The sequence below is a fragment of the Accumulibacter sp. genome (assembly GCF_023806625.1).
Classification (GTDB): Bacteria; Pseudomonadota; Gammaproteobacteria; order Burkholderiales; family Rhodocyclaceae; genus Accumulibacter.
The window spans coordinates 1-18,343 of the sequence record NZ_JAMTDX010000003.1; the positions used below are offsets into that span (position 1 = coordinate 1).

21 protein-coding genes and 2 pseudogenes are annotated in these 18,343 nt (G+C 68.5%); 6 read left to right on the forward strand and 17 right to left on the reverse strand.

Features of this window, described 5'->3' with window-relative positions:
• On the reverse strand, nucleotides 1-329 hold a 329-nt coding region (locus NFW05_RS00440), incomplete at its 3' end, for a transposase (RefSeq protein ID WP_295301828.1).
• A gap of 45 nt (nucleotides 330-374) precedes the next feature.
• Between NFW05_RS00440 and NFW05_RS00445 the strand changes: the two genes are divergently transcribed.
• Together NFW05_RS00445 and NFW05_RS00450 are read left to right on the forward strand one after the other, a co-directional pair.
• Complete coding sequence (locus NFW05_RS00445) at nucleotides 375-641, forward strand: BrnT family toxin (protein ID WP_295301830.1); 267 nt, start codon at nucleotides 375-377, stop codon at nucleotides 639-641.
• On the forward strand, nucleotides 628-915 hold the full coding sequence (locus NFW05_RS00450; RefSeq protein ID WP_295301832.1) for a BrnA antitoxin family protein: 288 nt from the start codon (nucleotides 628-630) through the stop codon (nucleotides 913-915). Before NFW05_RS00445 ends, NFW05_RS00450 begins: the two co-directional genes overlap by 14 nt.
• Before the next feature lie 51 nt (nucleotides 916-966).
• On the opposite strand, the gene NFW05_RS00455 is transcribed toward NFW05_RS00450, so the two are convergent.
• On the reverse strand, nucleotides 967-1,185 hold the full coding sequence (locus NFW05_RS00455) for a S24 family peptidase (RefSeq protein WP_311104720.1): 219 nt from the start codon (nucleotides 1,183-1,185) through the stop codon (nucleotides 967-969).
• A 2-nt stretch (nucleotides 1,186-1,187) separates the two neighbouring features.
• On the opposite strand from NFW05_RS00455, the pseudogene NFW05_RS00460 reads away from it, so the two are divergent.
• The 3 genes and pseudogenes from NFW05_RS00460 to NFW05_RS00470 all read left to right on the forward strand — a co-directional run.
• Nucleotides 1,188-1,421, forward strand: a pseudogene (locus NFW05_RS00460) (hypothetical protein); the annotation flags it as partial.
• Between the two features lie 119 nt (nucleotides 1,422-1,540).
• A pseudogene (locus NFW05_RS00465) lies at nucleotides 1,541-1,726 on the forward strand (IS3 family transposase); the annotation flags it as partial.
• On the forward strand, nucleotides 1,639-1,926 hold the full coding sequence (locus NFW05_RS00470) for a hypothetical protein (RefSeq protein WP_295301912.1): 288 nt from the start codon (nucleotides 1,639-1,641) through the stop codon (nucleotides 1,924-1,926). The pseudogene NFW05_RS00465 and the gene NFW05_RS00470, both read left to right, overlap by 88 nt.
• A 71-nt stretch (nucleotides 1,927-1,997) precedes the next feature.
• Here the strand turns inward: NFW05_RS00470 and ureG are convergent, their stop codons facing one another.
• The 12 genes from ureG to urtA form a co-directional block, all read right to left on the reverse strand.
• A complete protein-coding gene (gene ureG, locus NFW05_RS00475) occupies nucleotides 1,998-2,627 on the reverse strand; it encodes an urease accessory protein UreG (RefSeq protein WP_295301835.1) in 630 nt (209 codons plus the stop codon).
• A gap of 8 nt (nucleotides 2,628-2,635) precedes the next feature.
• Nucleotides 2,636-3,322 carry an urease accessory protein UreF gene (locus tag NFW05_RS00480; RefSeq protein WP_295301837.1) on the reverse strand — a complete coding sequence of 229 codons (687 nt, stop codon included), beginning with the start codon at nucleotides 3,320-3,322 and terminating at the stop codon, nucleotides 2,636-2,638.
• A 7-nt stretch (nucleotides 3,323-3,329) separates the two neighbouring features.
• Nucleotides 3,330-3,860 carry an urease accessory protein UreE gene (gene ureE, locus NFW05_RS00485; protein ID WP_295301839.1) on the reverse strand — a complete coding sequence of 177 codons (531 nt, stop codon included), beginning with the start codon at nucleotides 3,858-3,860 and terminating at the stop codon, nucleotides 3,330-3,332.
• Nucleotides 3,861-3,862: 2 nt separating this feature from the next.
• A complete protein-coding gene (gene ureC, locus NFW05_RS00490) occupies nucleotides 3,863-5,584 on the reverse strand; it encodes an urease subunit alpha (protein ID WP_295301842.1) in 1,722 nt (573 codons plus the stop codon).
• Nucleotides 5,581-5,889, reverse strand: a complete 309-nt coding sequence (locus NFW05_RS00495) for an urease subunit beta (protein WP_295301844.1) — start codon at nucleotides 5,887-5,889, stop codon at nucleotides 5,581-5,583. Before NFW05_RS00495 ends, ureC begins: the two co-directional genes overlap by 4 nt.
• A 10-nt stretch (nucleotides 5,890-5,899) precedes the next feature.
• Nucleotides 5,900-6,202, reverse strand: a complete 303-nt coding sequence (ureA, locus tag NFW05_RS00500) for an urease subunit gamma (RefSeq protein WP_295301845.1) — start codon at nucleotides 6,200-6,202, stop codon at nucleotides 5,900-5,902.
• Between the two features lie 9 nt (nucleotides 6,203-6,211).
• Nucleotides 6,212-7,072 (reverse strand): urease accessory protein UreD, encoded by an 861-nt coding sequence (locus tag NFW05_RS00505; RefSeq protein WP_295301846.1) that lies wholly within the window; start codon nucleotides 7,070-7,072, stop codon nucleotides 6,212-6,214.
• Nucleotides 7,072-7,764 carry an urea ABC transporter ATP-binding subunit UrtE gene (gene urtE, locus NFW05_RS00510; protein WP_295301847.1) on the reverse strand — a complete coding sequence of 231 codons (693 nt, stop codon included), beginning with the start codon at nucleotides 7,762-7,764 and terminating at the stop codon, nucleotides 7,072-7,074. The genes NFW05_RS00505 and urtE overlap by 1 nt, the downstream gene beginning before the upstream one ends.
• A 12-nt stretch (nucleotides 7,765-7,776) precedes the next feature.
• Nucleotides 7,777-8,619, reverse strand: coding sequence for an urea ABC transporter ATP-binding protein UrtD (gene urtD / locus NFW05_RS00515; protein ID WP_295301849.1), 843 nt, complete (start codon nucleotides 8,617-8,619; stop codon nucleotides 7,777-7,779).
• Nucleotides 8,616-9,764, reverse strand: coding sequence for an urea ABC transporter permease subunit UrtC (urtC, locus tag NFW05_RS00520; RefSeq protein ID WP_295301850.1), 1,149 nt, complete (start codon nucleotides 9,762-9,764; stop codon nucleotides 8,616-8,618). Before urtC ends, urtD begins: the two co-directional genes overlap by 4 nt.
• Before the next feature lie 15 nt (nucleotides 9,765-9,779).
• On the reverse strand, nucleotides 9,780-11,378 hold the full coding sequence (urtB, locus tag NFW05_RS00525; RefSeq protein WP_295301851.1) for an urea ABC transporter permease subunit UrtB: 1,599 nt from the start codon (nucleotides 11,376-11,378) through the stop codon (nucleotides 9,780-9,782).
• A 90-nt stretch (nucleotides 11,379-11,468) separates the two neighbouring features.
• Nucleotides 11,469-12,737, reverse strand: coding sequence for an urea ABC transporter substrate-binding protein (gene urtA, locus NFW05_RS00530; RefSeq protein ID WP_295301853.1), 1,269 nt, complete (start codon nucleotides 12,735-12,737; stop codon nucleotides 11,469-11,471).
• Nucleotides 12,738-13,190: 453 nt separating this feature from the next.
• On the opposite strand from urtA, the gene NFW05_RS00535 reads away from it, so the two are divergent.
• Complete coding sequence (locus NFW05_RS00535) at nucleotides 13,191-16,001, forward strand: Hsp70 family protein (RefSeq protein ID WP_295301854.1); 2,811 nt, start codon at nucleotides 13,191-13,193, stop codon at nucleotides 15,999-16,001.
• 23 nt (nucleotides 16,002-16,024) lie between these two features.
• Here NFW05_RS00535 and NFW05_RS00540 read toward each other — a convergent pair whose 3' ends face one another.
• From NFW05_RS00540 to NFW05_RS00550, 3 genes are read right to left on the reverse strand one after another with little or no spacing between them, the layout of a single operon-like run.
• The gene (locus NFW05_RS00540) at nucleotides 16,025-16,513 is read right to left on the reverse strand and encodes an LEA type 2 family protein (RefSeq protein ID WP_295301856.1); all 489 of its coding nucleotides are present in this window, start codon (nucleotides 16,511-16,513) and stop codon (nucleotides 16,025-16,027) included.
• A complete protein-coding gene (locus NFW05_RS00545) occupies nucleotides 16,510-17,379 on the reverse strand; it encodes an NAD(P)-dependent oxidoreductase (protein ID WP_295301858.1) in 870 nt (289 codons plus the stop codon). The genes NFW05_RS00540 and NFW05_RS00545 overlap by 4 nt, the downstream gene beginning before the upstream one ends.
• On the reverse strand, nucleotides 17,379-18,257 hold the full coding sequence (locus NFW05_RS00550) for an NAD(P)-dependent oxidoreductase (protein WP_295301861.1): 879 nt from the start codon (nucleotides 18,255-18,257) through the stop codon (nucleotides 17,379-17,381). Before NFW05_RS00550 ends, NFW05_RS00545 begins: the two co-directional genes overlap by 1 nt.
• Nucleotides 18,258-18,343: the final 86 nt, after the last annotated feature.

Here is an 18,343-nt window from a genome sequence, read left to right on the forward strand (position 1 = left end):
GCGTTGGGTGCCAGTACGCCGTAGTACCGATGCCGATGTCGGCGCGGCGGCGGAATCAGCGCCGCGAGACGCTCGATCAGTTCGAGCGGCGTGAGCATCAAGCTGACGCTGCCGCCGGGACCTGGCTTGACGCTCTCATAGACCAGGTGTTCAGCGTCGATTTCACGCAAACGCTCCAGAGCGAAGGCCGGTCGAGCGCAGTAGCGCAACAGCCTTTCCAGGCCCTGGTGGTCGGCCCCTTCCACGCGCATGCTGGCGTCGAGTGAGAAGCCGCCACCGTGCTCCCAGTTCGCCATCGACGCATTCCCCGGCGGCTGATGTGTATGCACAGAAACTCCTTGACTCCCTGTGTTTGTGTGCATACACTCATTCACATGGAAATCGTCTACGACCTCGCCAAGGACGCCGCCAACATGGCCAAGCACGGCGTATCGCTCGCGCTGGCTGCTGAAGTGGAGTGGGAATCGGCGGTGGTCTGGCCTGATGTCCGGCGCGAGTATGGCGAAACGCGCATGGCCGCCATCTGCTACATCGGGCTTCGTCTGTACTACGTGGCCTTTGTGGACCGCGCCGAGGTTCGGCGCATCATCAGCCTGCGCAAGGCCAATCAGCGAGAGGTGAAACGCTATGCCGAAGCTTAAGCCCGGAACCATCATGCCCACGTCGGAAGAGGACACCGCTATCACGGCAGCGGCGATGTCCGACCCGGATGCCGTTCCCTATACCGATACCGATTGGGAGGTCGCCAAGCCCACGCTCAAGCGCGGCAGGCCGCTGTCCACCGTGACCAAGGTGCGCATCACCATTCGCCTGTCCCCGGATGTCGTGCAAGCCTTCCGTGCCTCAGGTGAGGGCTGGCAAACCCGCGTGGATGCTGCTTTGCGCGACTGGCTCAAGACGCATTCACCGGCTTAGTCTCTGGCGTTCCCGCCGAAACCGGCACCCCACGACGCCACCGCGCGCCCGTCAGATCGTCACTTCCCCCTTGAAGATCACGACGCCGCATAGGGTGGCGTTGCCGTCGATGGCCAGGATGGGCTCTGGCCACGCCGGGTTCAGCGCGCGCAGGTAGCGCCGATCTCCTTCGACGACCAGCTTCTTGAAGGTCGCTTCCCTCTCGTCATCCCGGCGAACGACGACTAGCGAGCCATGCCCAGCCGTGCGGTCAGGATCGACGAAGATCAGATCGCCATTCCGCTATCCGCTATGTCACCCCCGAGCAACGTCATGCCGGCGATGATCGGGCCCTCCTCGCCGCACGCCATCTGCTCTACCAGGCCGCCCGCGCGAAGAACCCGGCCCGTTGGAGTCGACACACCCGGAACTGGTCGCCCATCGACACCGTGACGCTCAACCCGGAACGCGATGTCGTCGTGAATGCGGCAACCACGATGACCAACAGTATGCCATTGGCAGCATGAACTCAGGCGACAACTATCTTGACACGCACCACCCTCTGCGTCAGACCAGTTGCCGCCTCGTTAGGATCTGAAGCGAGGGGGCGATCAGGAGACGACACAGATCGAGATACGGACAAGCGATGAAGGATCGGGTGCTGGGGCGGCTGCTGCCACCGGAGAGCGCGGTGATCGAGGAGGTTTCGCGGGAGGTCGGAATTTCGGTCACGACCCTCGAGCGTTGGCGGGCAGAGGCGCTGTCCAGGCCCGCTCGGGAGCGGGCCTGGACAGCGGCGGCGCGGCTGCAGGCGGTGATTGCGATGGCAGCGAAGCGACGATCGAATGCCTCCCGACGGGAGCCGGGTCGTCGCTTGCGCTGTGGACCCTGCGCACGACGGCTTCGGTGATCGCCGGTCACCACGACCTCTACGGCCCGGCGCTCTGGAAGTTCATCGTCCGGATGGCCAACGGAGACGCGCGCAGCCTGTGCTTCGGCGAGCCAGCGGCGGGCGCCGCTGCGTCTCGCTGAGCCTCGCCGGTCGCCGCGTACCCGCCGGTCTCACCGGCTGGCGCGAAAATCGACCGCGCGACGAGGCGAGCTCAGCGGCTACTGCCCGGCCGGCGCAACACGCCACGCTCCTCGATGAAGGCGATGATCCCGGCCAGTCCCTGTCCGGTCTTCATGTTCGAGAAGACGAACGGCCGCTGGCCGCGCATCCGCCGGCTGTCGCGCTCCATGACCTCGAGCGAGGCGCCGACCAGCGGCGCGAGGTCGGTCTTGTTGATCACCAGCAGGTCGGAGCGGGTGATTCCCGGACCGCCCTTGCGCGGGATCTTGTCGCCCGCGGCGACGTCGATGACGTAGATCGTCAGGTCGGAAAGTTCGGGGCTGAAGGTCGCTGCGAGGTTGTCGCCGCCGGATTCGACGAAAACGATCTCGATATCCGGGAACGCGGCGGTCAGCCGGGCCACCGCCTCGAGATTGATCGAGGCGTCCTCGCGAATCGCGGTATGCGGACAGCCGCCGGTCTCGACGCCGAGGATGCGCTCCCTCGGCAGGGCGGCGTGCCGGACGAGGAAGCTGGCGTCTTCGGCGGTGTAGATGTCGTTGGTCACCACACCGAGGCTGTAGCGGTCGCGCAGCGCGAGGCACAGGGCCAGGGTCAGCGCCGTCTTGCCCGATCCGACCGGGCCGCCGATGCCGACGCGCAGGGCGGGACGTGGTTTCATGCCTTCCTTCACGATCGAAAGAGCCGCGAATACTGCGTCTCGTGCCTCATCGAGGCCAGAGCCAGACCCGGAGCGAAGTTGCTCCACCGCTCTTCGGGCAGATCGAGCGCGGCGTAGACGATTCGCGGAATCCGCGCGCCGAGCGCGAGCAGGATCCGCTGACCGGCAGCCTGGCCGAGCGGGACGGCCTTCAGCGCGGCCATCACCTGATTCTCGGCCCACGACCACAGATAGCCGGTCAGCGAATCGCCCGGCGGGACCTGCCAGACGCAGGCTGCGAGCGCCCAGCCGGCGGGAAACGACGCTTCCGGAAGCGCGCGGTAGAAGCCGGGCAAGGCGAAGGCGTCGAGATCGCCGAGCAGCCGGCGCAGCGAGTAGCCCATCTGGACCGCCTCGGCGCGCAGTTCGGCGGATTCGCGACTGGCCAGGAAGTCGCCGTTGAGGCGCTCGACCTCGCGCCGGTCGTTGCCCCGCCAGGCTTCGTGCAGGCGCGCGAGCAGCGGCAGTTCGAAGCGCCCGAGCGATTCGCCGAGCACCCCGCCGATCCACTCGCCGGCGCTCTCGGCATCGCCGACGATCCCCGCGTCGATCGCCCACTCGAGTCCCTGCGAGTAGGTGTAGGCGCCGACCGGCAGCGCCGGACTGGCGAGCTGCAGCAGGCGCGGCAGGGCGAGACGCGGCGAGCCGATGGTCACCCGAAGCTCACCTGAACTCGTGGATCTTCGCCGGTGACCGGTGCGGCCCGTGGCCCGGGTCGTGCGCCGCGGATCCGGCGACTCGCGGCTCGTGGTCATGCCCGTCGGCGTGCGCGTGGGCGCGGTAGGCGCCTCCCTCGGGGTCGAACGGCGCCTCGACCGCGACGACCTGGCAGCCGAGCCGGGTGAGCATCTCGCCGAGCACATGGTCGGGCTGGAAACGCAGGCAGTCCTCGCCGATCTGTACCGGCACGTGGCGGTTGCCGAGATGGTACGCGGCGCGGATCAGCAGCAGGCGATCGGCCGTGCGCACCTCGAGCAGTGCCTCGGGCGCGGCTTCGACGGCGACCACCCGACCCTCCTCGGTGAGCAGCCGGTCCCCGTGCCGCAGCACGGTCCCGGCGGGCAGCACGTAGCCGAGTTCGTCACCGCTGACCAGCCGGACCCGCTGGCGGCTCCGGCAGCGTGCGTCGAAGGGCAGGACCAGGCGGTCGCTGGCCGGGGTGTCGGGCGTCGTCAGGGATTCGGCGACGAGCATCGTCAGAACAGAAAGTAGCGTTGGGCCATCGGCAACGTCGTCGCCGGCTCGCAGACCAGCAGCTGGCCATCGGCGCGCACCGCGTAGGTCTCGGGATCGACCTCGATCCGCGGCGTCGCGTCGTTGTGCACCATGTCGGTCTTGCGCAGGCCGCGCGTGCCGCGCACGGCGACCAGCGGCTTGGCCAGACCGAGCGCGGCGAGTTCGGGGCTGGCCAGCGCGGCCTGCGAGACGAAGCTCACCGAGCGACCGAGCGCGCGCCCGAAGGCGGCGAACATCGGCCGGTAATGGACCGGCTGCGGCGTCGGGATCGAGGCATTGGCGTCGCCCATCGGCGCCGCGGCGATCATCCCACCCTTGAGGACCAGCGACGGCTTGACGCCGAAGAACGCGGGTTTCCAGAGGACCAGGTCGGCGAGCTTGCCCGGCTCGACCGACCCGACGAGATGCGCGATGCCGTGGGTGATCGCCGGGTTGATCGTGTATTTGGCGAGGTAGCGCCGGACGCGGAAGTTGTCGTGGTCGGCAGGTTCGCCGGGATGGCCGCCGGGTGGGGCGAGGAAACCCCGCTGGCCCTTCATCTTGTGCGCCGTCTGCCAGGTGCGGATGATCACCTCGCCGACCCGGCCCATCGCCTGCGAGTCGGAGGACATCATCGACAGCGCGCCGAGGTCGTGCAGGATGTCTTCGGCGGCGATCGTCTCGCGCCTGATCCGGCTCTCGGCGAAGGCGACGTCCTCGGCGATCGCCGGGTCGAGGTGATGGCAGACCATGAGCATGTCGAGGTGTTCGTCGACGGTGTTCACCGTGTACGGCCGGGTCGGATTGGTCGACGAGGGCAGGACGTTGGCTTCGCCGACGGCGCGCAGGATGTCCGGCGCGTGGCCGCCGCCTGCGCCTTCGGTGTGGAAGCTGTGGATCGTCCGGCCGCGGAAAGCGGCCAGCGTCGTTTCGACGAAACCCGATTCGTTGAGCGTGTCGGTATGGATGGCGACCTGGACGTCGAGTTCGTCGGCGACCGAGAGGCAGTTGTCGATCGCCGCCGGCGTCGTCCCCCAGTCCTCGTGCAGCTTGAGCCCGATCGCTCCGGCGCGAACCTGCTCGCGCAAGGGCTCGGGCAGCGAAGCGTTGCCCTTGCCGAAGAAGCCGAGGTTCATCGGAAAGGCCTCGGCGGCCTCGAGCATTCGCCGGATGTGCCAGGGCCCGGGCGTACAGGTCGTCGCACAGGTGCCGGCAGCGGGCCCGGTGCCCCCGCCGAGCATCGTCGTCACCCCCGACATCAGCGCCTCGTCGATCTGCTGCGGACAGATGAAGTGGATGTGGCTGTCGATGGCGCCGGCGGTGACGATCAGCCCTTCGCCGGCGATGATCTCGGTACTCGCGCCGATGGCGATCGTCACCCCGGCCTGGATGTCGGGGTTGCCAGCCTTGCCGATCGCCGCGATCAGCCCGTCCTTGAGGCCGATGTCGGCCTTGACGATCCCCCAGTGGTCGACGATCAGCGCATTGGTGATCACCGTGTCGGCGACCTCGGCGGCGGTCAGCTGGCACTGCCCCATGCCGTCGCGAATGACCTTGCCGCCGCCGAATTTGACCTCCTCGCCATACACCGTCAGGTCCTTCTCGACGGCGATCCACAGGTCGGTGTCGGCGAGGCGCACGCGGTCGCCGACCGTCGGACCAAACATCTCGGCGTAGGCCTGGCGCGAGATCCGGACGCTCATTGCAGCGCCCCCATGACCAGGCCGTTGAAGCCGTACACCCGGCGCGCGCCGGCGAAGGCGACGAGCTGCACGCTGCGCGTCTGACCGGGCTCGAAGCGCACCGCGGTTCCCGCCGGAATGTCGAGCCGGAAGCCGATCGCCGCCTGGCGATCGAAGGACAGCGCGGCGTTGGTCTCGGCGAAGTGGTAGTGCGAGCCGATCTGGATCGGCCGGTCGCCGGTGTTGGCCACGCTCAGGCGAATCGTCGGCCGACCTTCGTTGAGTTCGACGTCGCCGGGCTCGATGCGCAATTCTCCGGGAATCATGCTCGTCTCCTCAAATGATCGGCTGGTGCACGGTGACCAGCTTGGTGCCATCGGGAAAGGTCGCCTCGACCTGGATCTCGTGGATCATCTCGGGGACGCCTTCCATGACCTCGTCGCGCGTCAGCAGCGTCGTCCCGTAGCTCATCAGCTCGGCGACCGTCCGCCCGTCGCGGGCCCCTTCGACGATCGCCGCGCTGATCAGCGCGACGGCTTCCGGGTAGTTGAGTTTCAGGCCGCGCGCGCGGCGTCTTTCGGCGAGCAGCGCGGCGGTGAACATCAGCAGCTTGTCCTTCTCTCTCGGCGTCAGTTCCATCGCTCTTCCTCACGTATTCCAGATCCGGGGCGGGTCGGCGACCCGCCCCAGCGCCCGCGGACGCAACTGCTGCCAGAGCTCGCTCAACCAGCCGCGCGCGGCTTCGGCCGCCGGGGCCAGGCAGCGGGCGACGAGGACCTCGGGGAGCATGCTCACCCCGCCGAGCACGCCGTCGGCGAGCGGGATCGCCCGGCAGGCGTCGATCCATTCGCCGTCGATGGCCCGGCCGGCGAGCAACAGCGTCGCACAGACCGGCCGCCCGGCGAGGCCCGGGGCTGCCGCGAGCCACGACGAGCCGCCGGCGAGCTGCCCGCGTTCGACCCACAGCGGCGCGCCGGCCCGCTCGATCCGCGTGGCCAGCGCCAGACGGCCGCGGCTGAAGGTCTCGCCGGCCGCGGTCCGGCCGAGACAGAGAATCTCCCAGCCGCAGTAGAGCGCCGCATCGGCGAGTTCGACCCGCGTGCCCATCGACGCCTCGCAGCCGTCGAAGACGATCGTCTCCTGGGGCAGCCATTCGACCACCGCCTGCGGCTCGACGCGCACGGTCAGCGCCTGGCGCGCCGCGCGTCCGCCCGCGCGATACCACTTGCCGGCACCGGGCGTGGTCAGCAGTGCGTGGGCGCCGGTCGCCGCCGAGACGTCGATCTCGAGGCTGTCGCCACCGGCGACGCCGCCCGGCGGATGCACGACGATCACCTGACAGACGCCCGGACCTTCCGGATGGAGCGCCTTCTGCACGCGCAGCGGTCCGTGGTGCGCCCGGCCGACGAGGACCGACCGCTCGCCGCGCCTGGCGAAAGCCAGATCGAGGCGCGCCGCCCAGCCCGGCCGCGCCGCCTCGTCCGCCGCGACGGACCACCGCCCGACCATCAGACGGCGAGGGCCGCCAGCACCCCATCCTTGTCCATGTCTTCCCCGCGCCCGCGCATGATGATCTCGCCCCGCTCCATGACCAGGTACTGGTCGGCCAGCGAACGGGCGAAGTCATAATACTGCTCGACGAGCAGGATGGCCATCTCGCCGCCCTGGGCCAGCGAGCGGATCGCCCGCTCGATGTCCTTGATGATCGACGGCTGGATTCCCTCGGTCGGCTCGTCGAGGATCAGCAGCTTCGGTCCCATCGCCAGCGCCCGGCCGATCGCCAGCTGCTGCTGCTGACCGCCCGAGAGGTCGCCGCCGCGCCGGCGCAACATCTGCCGGAGCACCGGAAACATCGTGAACACCCGCTCGGGCAAGTCGCTCCCGCCGGGACGCGAGGCGAGCCCCATGAGCAGGTTCTCGTGGACCGTCAGGCGCGGAAAGATCTCGCGGCCCTGCGGCACGTAGCCGATTCCCGCCCTGACCCGCTGATGCGGCGCGGCGCGGGTCAGGTCGTTCCCGGCAAACTCGACCCGACCACTGGCCAGCGGCAGGAGGCCCATCAGCGACTTGAGCAGCGTCGACTTGCCGACGCCATTGCGCCCGAGGATCGCGGTCACCTTCCCCGCTTCGGCCGCGAAGCTCAGATTGCGCAGGATGTGGCTGCCGCCGTAGTACTGGTTGAGACCATTGACCGTCAACATGATCTGATCGCCCTATCGCCCGAGATAGACTTCGATGACCCGCGGATCGCCCTGCACCTCCTCGAGGCTGCCTTCGGCGAGCACGCTGCCTTCGTGGAGCACGGTCACCCGCCCGCCGAGCTGCCGGACGAAGGCCATGTCGTGTTCGACGACGACCAGCGAGTGCAGCCCGGCCAGCGAGAGGAACAGCTCGCCGGTTCGCTCGGTCTCCTCGTCGGTCATCCCGGCGACCGGCTCATCGAGCAGCAGCAGCCTCGGCTCCTGCATCAGCAGCATGCCGATCTCGAGCCATTGCTTCTGGCCGTGCGAGAGCAGACCGGCCTGCCGATCGGCGGCGCCGGCCAGGCGGATCAGCTCGAGCGTCTCGGCGATGCGGTCGGCGGCCGCCGAGTCGAGGACCGAAAAGAGGCTGCGCCGCACGCGCTTGTCGGTCTTCATCGCCAGTTCGAGATTCTCGAAGACGCTGTGGTTCTCGAAGATCGTCGGCTTCTGGAACTTCCGGCCGATTCCCGAGCTGGCGATCTCGGCCTCCGAAAGGCGGGTCAGGTCGATCGTCTGCCCGAAGAACGCGCGGCCCTCGTCGGGTCGGGTCTTTCCGGTGATCACGTCCATCATCGTCGTCTTGCCGGCGCCGTTCGGGCCGATGATGCAGCGCAGCTCGCCCGAGTCGATGGTCAGCGATAGACGGTTGAGCGCCCGGAAGCCATCGAAGCTGACGCTGATGTCCTCGAGGTAGAGGATGACCTTGTGCGAGAGGTCGAGTTCGCCCGGATGGAGGATGTGCCCGAGCTCGGCCGTGCCACTGTCCCACGGGGAGTTCTCGCCGTTCGCGAGAGGCAGATCGACGGCCTTCATGCGCGCGCTCCTTTCGTCGCCGGCGAGACGGGATTTTCGGCACGCGCCGCTCGCGCACGCAGCTTCAGCCATAGACCGACGACCCCCTGCGGCAGGTAGAGCGTGGCGACGACGAACATTGCGCCGAGGAAGAACAGCCAGTACTCGGGGAAGCTGACGGTGAACCAGCTCTTCGCGAGGTTGACCAGGAAGGCACCGATGAGCGGCCCGATCAGCGTGCCGCGCCCGCCGACGGCCACCCAGATGGCGATCTCGATCGAGTTGCCGACCGACATCTCGGAAGGATTGATGATCCCGACCTGCGGGACGTAGAGCGCCCCGGCGATCGCGCAGAGCATCGCCGAGAGGGTCCACACGAAGAGCTTGTACCACAGCGGCTGGTAGCCGAGGAACATCACCCGTGACTCGGCGTCGCGAATCGCGGTGAGCACGCGCCCGAAGCGCGAAGCCACCAGATAGCGGGCGAGCAGCAGCGTGGCGAGCAGCGCCATCGCCGAGAGCGCGAAGAGGACGACCCGCGTCTCGGGGGCGGTGATCGAGAAGCCGAGGATGCGCTTGAAATCCGTGAACCCGTTGTTGCCGCCGAAGCCCGTCTCGTTGCGGAAGAATAGGAGCATCGCCGCGTAGGTCAGCGCCTGGGTGATGATCGAGAAGTAGACGCCGCGGATTCGCGAGCGGAAGGCGAAGTAGCCAAAGACGAAGGCGATCAGCGCGGGAACGGTGAGCACGACCAGCACGGCCCAGATGAAGCTGTCGCTGCCGGCCCAGAACCAGGGCATGTCCTTCCAGTCGAGGAAGACCATGAAGTCGGGCAGATCGCTCTGGTAGCTGCCGTCGCGTCCGATCTGGCGCATCAGGTACATCCCGAAGGCATAGCCGCCGAGGGCGAAGAAGAGGCCGTGACCCAGCGAGAGGATCCCCGCGTAACCCCAGATCAGGTCCATCGCCACGGCGACGATCGCGTAGCAGAGGATCTTGCCGGTCAGGGTCACGAAATGGGTCGACAGATGCAGCGGACTCCCGGATGGAACGACGAGGTGCATGACCGGAACGGCGACCAGCGTCAGCGCGGCGAATAGCGCCGCGAACTGCCAGCCGCGCCGGTCGAAAGCGCCGAGGAAACGGACGATCAGGGGGGTAGGCATCGGCGTCTCCGCGGCTCAGGACTCGACGAAACGGCCCTTGAGGGCAAACAGGCCCTGCGGACGCTTCTGGATGAACAGGATGATGAACACCAGGACGACGATCTTGGCGATGACCGCTCCGGTCCACCCTTCGAGGAACTTGGTGACCACCCCAAGGCCGAGCGCGGCCCAGACCGCCCCGGCGAGTTGTCCGACGCCGCCGAGGACGACGACCATGAACGAATCGACGATGTAGCCCTGGCCCATGTCCGGGCCAACGTTGGCGATCTGCGACAGCGCCACACCACCGAGCCCGGCGATTCCCGCGCCGAGGCCGAAAGCCAGCGTGTCGACGCGCCCCGTCGGAACACCGACGCAGCCGGCCATCGCGCGGTTCTGCGTCACCGCCCGGACGAACATGCCCAGACGCGAAAGGTTGAGCATCGCCCACATCGCCGCGAGAACGGCGATCGAGAAGGCCACGATGATGATCCGGTTCCACGGCAGGACGAGGTTCGGCAGCAGTTCGACGCCGCCGGCCATCCACGCCGGGTTGGCGACCTCGACGTTCTGGGCGCCGAACAGGCTGCGTGCCACCTGCATCAGGAACAGCGAAATGCCCCAGGTGGCGAGCAGCGTTTCGAGCGGCCGACCGTACAGATGGCGGATCACCACCCGCTCCATCAGCACGCCGACGAGGGCCGCGGAGACGAAGGCGACCGGCACCGCCGCCGGCAGGTACCAGTCGACGGCGCCCGGGAAATGGGTGCGGAAGACGCCCTGGACGAGCCAAGTCGAATAGGCGCCGACCATCAGCAGTTCACCGTGGGCCATGTTGATCACCCCCATCACGCCGTAGGTGATCGCCAGGCCGAGCGCGGCGAGCAGCAGGATCGAGCCAAGCGACAATCCGGTGAACGCACGACCGAGGCCGTCAGCCCAGGCGAGACGCCGTTCGATCTCGCGGATCGACGTTCCGGCCGCGGCGCGCACCGCGCCGTCCGGCTCGACCCAGCCATCGCCGCGCTTCTCGGTCAGCGGCAGGAGCAACTGGCGAACTCGCGGATCGCTGCTCTCGCCGAGGGTGCGCACCGCCGCCTGACGAACGCCGGCGTCGGACGAAGTCAGGCTGGCCTGAGCGTGGGCCATGCGCAGCCGCCCGACGATCTCTGGGTCGGTCTCGGCGGCGAGCGCCTTGTCGAGCAACGGCAGCAGGCTCGCGTCGGCGCCGGCCGCGACTTCGTGGGCGGCCTGCAGGCGCTGGTCGCGGTCGTTCGAGAACAGCCGCAACGCGGCCAGCGCACTGGCCAGTTCCCGGCGCACGCGGTTGTTGATGTTGATCGCTTCGAGGTTCGCCGGAGGCGGGGTGATCTCGCGCCCGGTCGCCGCGTCGACAACCCGCTGGCCATCGATGATCACCAGCCGATTGCCTGCGGCGACGGCCAGCGAGTCGCTGGCCAACGCACCGAGCACGGGCAGCGCCTCATCGGGGGCGCTGCGCGCCAGCGCGCCGATCGCCTCGATCCGCTGCTCGGAATCGTCGGCGGCCAGCGGCGCGAGCAGGGCCGGATCGATCGCCGCCTGGCACGAGCCGCCGAGCAACCAGCCACAGAGCAGTAGTCCGGTGATGCGCATGTCTCTTCCGATCGAAAAGCCCTCTCCCGGGGGGGTCGGGAGAGGGAGTGTGCCGAGTCACCCGGACGGCGACTCGTGAAACGCGGGCGATTACTTGCCTTCCGGCTCGTCCTTCTTCTTGTCGTTACCCGGAATGAACGGGCTCCACGGCTGGGCGCGGATCGGGCCCTTGGACTTCCAGACCACGTTGAACTGGCCGTCGGCGCGGATCTCGCCGATGAACACGGGCTTCCACAGATGGTGGTTGGTTTCGTCCATCTTGAGCGTGTAGCCGGACGGGGCGGCGAAGTTCTGGCCCGCGACCGCCGGAATCACCTTGTCGACGTCGGTCGACTTGGCCTTCTCGACGGCCTGCTTCCACATGTGGATGCCGACGTAGGTCGCTTCCATCGGGTCGTTGGTGACCACCGTCTTGGCGTTCGGCAGCTTCTGCTTGATCGCCCAGTCCTTGTACGCCTTGACGAACTTCTCGTTCTGCGGGTTCTTCAGCGACATGAAGTAGTTCCAGGCCGCGAGGTGGCCGACCAGCGGCTTGGTATCGACGCCACGCAGTTCTTCCTCGCCGACCGAGAAGGCGACGACCGGGACGTCGGTGGCCTTCAGGCCGGCGTTGCCAAGTTCCTTGTAGAACGGCACGTTGGAGTCGCCGTTGATGGTCGACACGACGGCGGTCTTCTTGCCCTCGGAAGCGAACTTCTTGATCTTGGCGATGATCGTCTGGTAGTCGCTATGCCCGAAGGGCGTGTATTCCTCCATGATGTCGGCCTCGGCGACGCCCTTCGACTTGAGGAAGGCGCGCAGGATCTTGTTCGTCGTCCGCGGATACACGTAGTCGGTACCGAGCAGGACGAAGCGCTTGGCTTCTCCGCCCTCCTTGCTCATCAGGTACTCGACCGCCGGAATCGCCTGCTGGTTTGGCGCCGCGCCGGTATAGAAGACGTTGCGCTCGAGTTCCTCGCCTTCGTACTGCACGGGATAGAAGAGCAGTCCGTTGAGCTCCTTGAACACCGGCAGGACCGACTTGCGCGAGACCGAGGTCCAGCAGCCAAAGACCACCGCGACCTTGTCCTTGGTCAGCAGCTGGCGCGCCTTCTCGGCGAACAGCGGCCAGTTCGAGGCCGGGTCGACGACGACCGGTTCGAGCTTCTTGCCGAGCACGCCGCCGGACTTGTTGATCTCGTCGATGGTCATCAGCGCGGTTTCCTTGAGCGCCGTTTCGGAAATGGCCATCGTTCCGGACAACGAGTGGAGGATGCCGACCTTGATCGTTTCGGCTGCGTGCGCGGTGAACGAAACGAGGCCGAAAGCGGCGGTGACGGCGGCAGCACCGACGGTCTTCATGAAGTGGCGACGGATCATTTTCTGAACTCCTCTAGGGTTGGGAACCGGGAAGATCTTCTTCCTCGGTGGAGTCAAAGCAATCGCCGTGCCAGAAAGTCTCGAGGCTGTCCAACGACACGCCAAAGCGGCGTCCACAGGCCGCGGCAAGCCCCCCGAGACACCGGCAAGGCGTCGTGCGCACCATTCCGGGGCACCGTCGAGCACCACCATGAGGCATCGCCCCCCGCCGCCGAGAACGAGCCGCAGCAGCGGGGTTCTCCGAGCGCTCCGCGCTTTCCGGTGATCGCCAGCCGAAGCCGTCTGCGCGCCACTTGAAGCCGGCGCTTCCGCCCCCAGATTCCGGACTGGAACGAGCTACCGCGAAGCGCATTGGCGATCTTCCCGCTCAGGCCCGCAACCAGGACAGGCGCGCGCCTGGGTGGGCCTGACGGCGCGAGCCCCGCTCGCAGACCACGCACCGACCCGCGGGGAATGATGAACAAAGCGTACATCGTCGGGATCGACCTCGGCACGAGCAACACGGTCGTCGCGTACAGCGCGCCAGGCACCGGGCAGATCGAGCTGCTGGCGATCGAACAGCTCGTTGGCCTCGGGCAGGTCGCCGCCAAACCTCTCCTGCCCTCGGCACGCTACCACCCGGCAGCGGGAGAAATCGGCACCAGCGAGGCGCAGCTTCCGTGGACGCCGGCGGAGAGCGCCGAGGCGGCGATCACCGGCCAGCTGGCGATCGAGCTCGGCGCCCGGGTACCCGGCCGCCTGGTCGCCAGCGCCAAGAGCTGGCTATCGCACGCCGCGGTCGATCGCCTGGCGCCGATTCTCCCGTGGGGGGCCGACGAAAGGATCGCCCGGATCTCTCCGGTCGAGGCCAGCGCGAGCTACCTCGCACACGTCCGGGCAGCGTGGACCCATCGTTTTCCCGAGGCGCCGCTCGAAGACCAGCAGGTGGTCCTGACCGTCCCGGCGTCCTTCGACGACGGCGCGCGCGCGCTGACCCTCGAAGCCGCGCGGCTCGCCGGGCTGCCGCGCGTGCGCCTGCTCGAGGAACCGCAGGCCGCGTTCTACGACTGGCTGTTCCGCCACCAGCAGCGGGTCGCCGAGGAACTCGCCGGCAGCCGGCTGCTGCTCGTCTGCGACGTCGGCGGCGGAACGACCGATCTGACGCTGATCGAGGTGTCGACCAACGACGGCGAGCCGGAGCTGACGCGAATCGGCGTCGGCGACCATCTGATGCTCGGCGGCGACAACATGGACCTGGCCCTCACGCATCTCGTCGAGTCGCGTCTTCCGGCCAGTGACGGGCGACTGTCGGCGGCGCGCTTCTCGCAACTGAACGCGCGCTGCCGCGTCGCCAAGGAAGAACTGCTCGCCGATGACGCGCCGGCCTCGGTCCTCGTGACGCTCCTCGGCGGCGGCTCGCGACTGATCGGCAGCGCGCGAACGATCGAACTCGCTCGCGAGGACGTCCGCGAGCTGCTCGTCGACGGTTTCTTCCCGCACTGCGCGCCCGACCAGCCGTTGCAGCAGCGACGGGCGGCGATCGTCGAGTTCGGCCTGCCCTATCCGGCGGATCCGGCGATCACCCGGCACATCGCCGCCTTCCTTCGCCGTCACGCCCATGCCGCGCAGCACGCGCTCGGCGGCGAGGCGAGCGACGGCGTGCTGCCCGTGCCCGACACGCTGCTGCTCAACGGCGGCGTCTTTCGTGCGGCGGCGCTCGCCGAGCGCGTCTGCCGGACGCTCGGCGACTGGCGCGGACAACCGTTGCGCCTGCTGCACAACGACGATCCGGACGTTGCCGTCGCGCGCGGGGCGGTCGCCTTCGCGCTCGTTCGCCAGGGCCACGGCCGACGCATCGGCGGTGGATCGGCGCGCAGCTACTTCCTCGTTCTCGACGAACAGGGAGAGCGCCGCCGGGGCATCTGTCTGCTGCCGCGTGGCACCGACGAGGGCCAGGAGATCCGCCTCGCCGAGCGCAGCTTCAGCCTTCGTCTCGGCCAGCCGGTGCGCTTCCACCTCGCCTCGTCGGTCGGCGACACGGTTTATCGGCCAGGCGAAATCGCCAGCCTCGGCGACGATGACTTCGTTCGCCTGCCGCCGATCGCCAGCGTCGTCCAGCCGCTCGCCGGCAGCAGCCAGCGCGACGTCCGCGTCGAGCTGATCGCCGCGATGACCGAGGTCGGCACACTCGAACTGCACTGCGTGAGCAGCGAGGACGCCACTCGCCGCTGGCTGCTCGAATTCCAGCTCCGCCAGGCGGCTGACCAGCAGGCGATCGTCTCGGCCGCGCTGCCGGCGCGTTTCGCCGACGCCCAGCAGGCGATCGACCGCCTTTTCGGGCCGAGCTCGCAACCCATCGACAGCCGCGAAGTGCGGCGCCTGCGCGGTTATCTGGAGCACCTGCTGGGCAAGCGCGACGACTGGGAGATGCCCTTGCTGCGGGCGCTGTTCGACACGCTGATGCAGCGCGCCCGTCGCCGCAGGCGCTCGTCCGAGCACGAACGCGTGTGGCTCAATCTCGCCGGATTCTGCCTTCGCCCGGGCCTCGGCTACCCGCTCGACGACTGGCGAGTCGAACAACTCTGCGAACTGCTGGCGCAGCGCCTGCAGTACGTCAACGACAGCCAGAACTGGTCGGAATGGTGGACACTCTGGCGGCGTGCGGCAGGTGGACTGCCCGCGCCGATCCAGGAGGAGATCCTCTCCGAACTCACGCCGTGGCTGCGCGCCGACACGGCACGGGTTCGCGGCCGACTGCCGACGGCCGTCGCCGGGAGTCACGACGACATGCTGCGCCTCGTCGCCTCGCTCGAAAGACTGTCGGTCGAACGCAAGATCGAGATCGGCGACTGGCTTCTCGGACGCTTGCGCCGCTCATCCGAGAGACCGCTCGGCTGGTGGGCGCTCGGCCGCATCGGCGCGCGTCAGCCGCTCTACGGCAGCGCCCATCAGGTGGTGCCACCCGAATCCGCGAGCGGCTGGCTCGCGGCACTGCTCGAAACCGACTGGAAGAAGGTCGAACCGGCCGCCTTTGCCGCGACACAGATCGGTCGGCTGACCGGCGACCGCCTGCGCGACATCCCCGAAGCGCTGCGCCAGACGGTGATCTCGCGACTGGCCGCGATCGGTGCGCAGGCCGCGTGGACGGCGCAACTGCAGACGGTCGTCGAACTCGACAGGGCCGACGAGCGCCGCGCCTTCGGCGAGTCGCTGCCCGCCGGTCTGCGCCTCGTCGAATCGGCAGTCGCGCCGGGCGATGCCGGAACGCGCAGCCGGCCGGGCTGAGTGCCGCTCACCACCGGCAGCCGTCAGACGCTGCCAGCTCCCGACTGTGGAGACTTGCGCGGCGCGCCGTCGGTTGCCGGAAGCTGCAGGTCGCCGCGCCGCTCGAAAGGCAGCGCGCCGATGCCGGAGAGCTGCAGGCGGCCGCTGATCCGGTAGTCGATCCGCCCGCCCTTCTGCAACTCACGCAGCTGCTTGAGCGCGCTGCCCGCCGTGCTCGTGGCCATCACCTCGAGTATCGCTTCGCCGAAGCGCGGGACGGTCACCGGCTTGTCCGAGAGACCGGTGATGAACGGCTGTCCATTGATCTCGACCTCGAAGCTGAGACCATTGACCGGGAGATCGACGTCGTTCGGGTTGGAAATGCGCAGCCGCAGCGCGAAACGCTGTTCGAACAGCCGCGCCTGGACGAGACTGAGTCCGGCGATGCTCACTTCGGGCTTGCGCGCGAGGCTGCCGAGACCCGCGCAACCGCCGAGGGCGACGAGGCAGAGGACGATCAGGAAGCGCTTCACCGGCTGCCGGCCTCGAGCACCCGGAGCAGTGCCGCGCTGTCGCAGCGGCCGAGACCCATGGCCATCAGCGCATTGAGCTGCTGGCTGACCTGCGCCGAAACGGGCATCGGCAACCCTCGGCGATGCGCTTCGTCGAGGACCACCGCGTAGTCCTTGTGATGCAGTCGCGCTTCGACACCGGCCACGAAATCGCGCTCGACCATCTTGCCGCCCATCACCTCGAGCACCCGGCTGGCCGCCGAACCGCCGGCCAGCGCGAGGCGCACACGATGCGCGTCGGCGCCTGCGCAACGGGCGAAGTGCAGCGCCTCGGCGATCGCCTGGAGCGTACCGACCATGACCATCTGATTGCAGACCTTGGCGACCTGACCCGCACCACTCTCGCCGACATGGACGATCGTCGTGGCGAGGCGTTCGAAGAGCGGTCGCACGCGATCGAGTGCGCGCTTCGGCCCGCCGACCATGATCGACAGGCTTGCCGCGAGCGCCCCCTGCTCGCCGCCCGAGACCGGCGCATCGAGCATGTCGACGCCACGCGCCGCCAGCCGCCGGGCCAGCGAACGCGCCGTCTCGGGGGCGATCGAACTCATGTCGACGACGATCGAACCGACGACCAGGCCTGCGTCGAGGCCGTCGCGCCCGAAAACGACCTGCTCGACGTCACTCCCCGCAGTGAGCATCGTGAACACGACCTCGCAGCGATCGGCCACGGCCGCCGGCGTCGCGCACCCGACGGCTCCAGCATCGACCAGCGGTGCCGCGGCCGCCGGCCTTCTCGCCCAGACCGCGAGATCGTGCCCGGCGGCCAGCAGGTGCCCGGCCATCGGCCGCCCCATCACGCCGAGGCCGATGAAGCCGACGCGCATCAACTCGCTGCGCCGGACAGGCGTTCCAGCAGCTTGAGAACGGCGATCGAATCCTCTTCGCCGAGTCCGGAACCGACCATCGCGTTGTACATCTGCGCGGTCGCCGCAGAAACCGGCAGGCACAGGCCCAGTTCGTGCGCGCTCTGCATGACGATGTTCATGTCCTTCTGGTGCATCCACGACTTGAAACCAGGCCGGAAGTCGCGGTCGAGCATCCGCTGCCCATGGTTCTCGAGGATCCGCGAATAGGCGAAGCCGCCGAGCAGCGCCTCGCGGACGCGAGCGGGATCGACGCCGCTGCGCGCGGCGAAGTTGAGCGCCTCGGCGACGGTCAGCACGCCGACACCGGTGACGATCTGGTTCGCCGCCTTGGCCACCTGGCCGGCGCCCGACTCGCCGACATGGACGATGTTCCGTCCGATGCTCGCGAAGGCTGGCCGGGCCCTTTCGAAAGCGGCCGCGCTGCCGCCGACCATGATCGACAGCGTGCCGGCAACCGCGCCGACCTCGCCGCCCGAGACCGGGGCGTCGAGGAAATCGATGCCCTGCTCGAGCAGCCGGGCCGCGATCGAGCGCGCCGCCGCCGGGCGGATCGTGCTCATGTCCACGGCGACCAGTCCGGCCTTGCCGGCACTGGCCACGCCGCGCTCGCCGAGCATCACCTGTTCGACGTCCGGCGCATCGGCGACCATCGAAATCACCAGGTCGACCCCGCCGGCCAGCGCCGCCGGGCTCGCTGCGCCCCTCGCTCCGGCGTCGAGCAGCGGCTGCATCGATTCGGCTCGCCGCGCCCAGACGGCGAGCTGATGACCGCCGTTCAGCAGGTTTAGGGCCATCGGGCGCCCCATGATTCCCAGACCGATGAATCCGATTTTCATTGACTCTCTCCGCTCGACCGCCAGACGACACCGACCGGCGAGTTTAGCAAGAATCGACCGGGACCGGTCGGGCGGACGAGCGACTG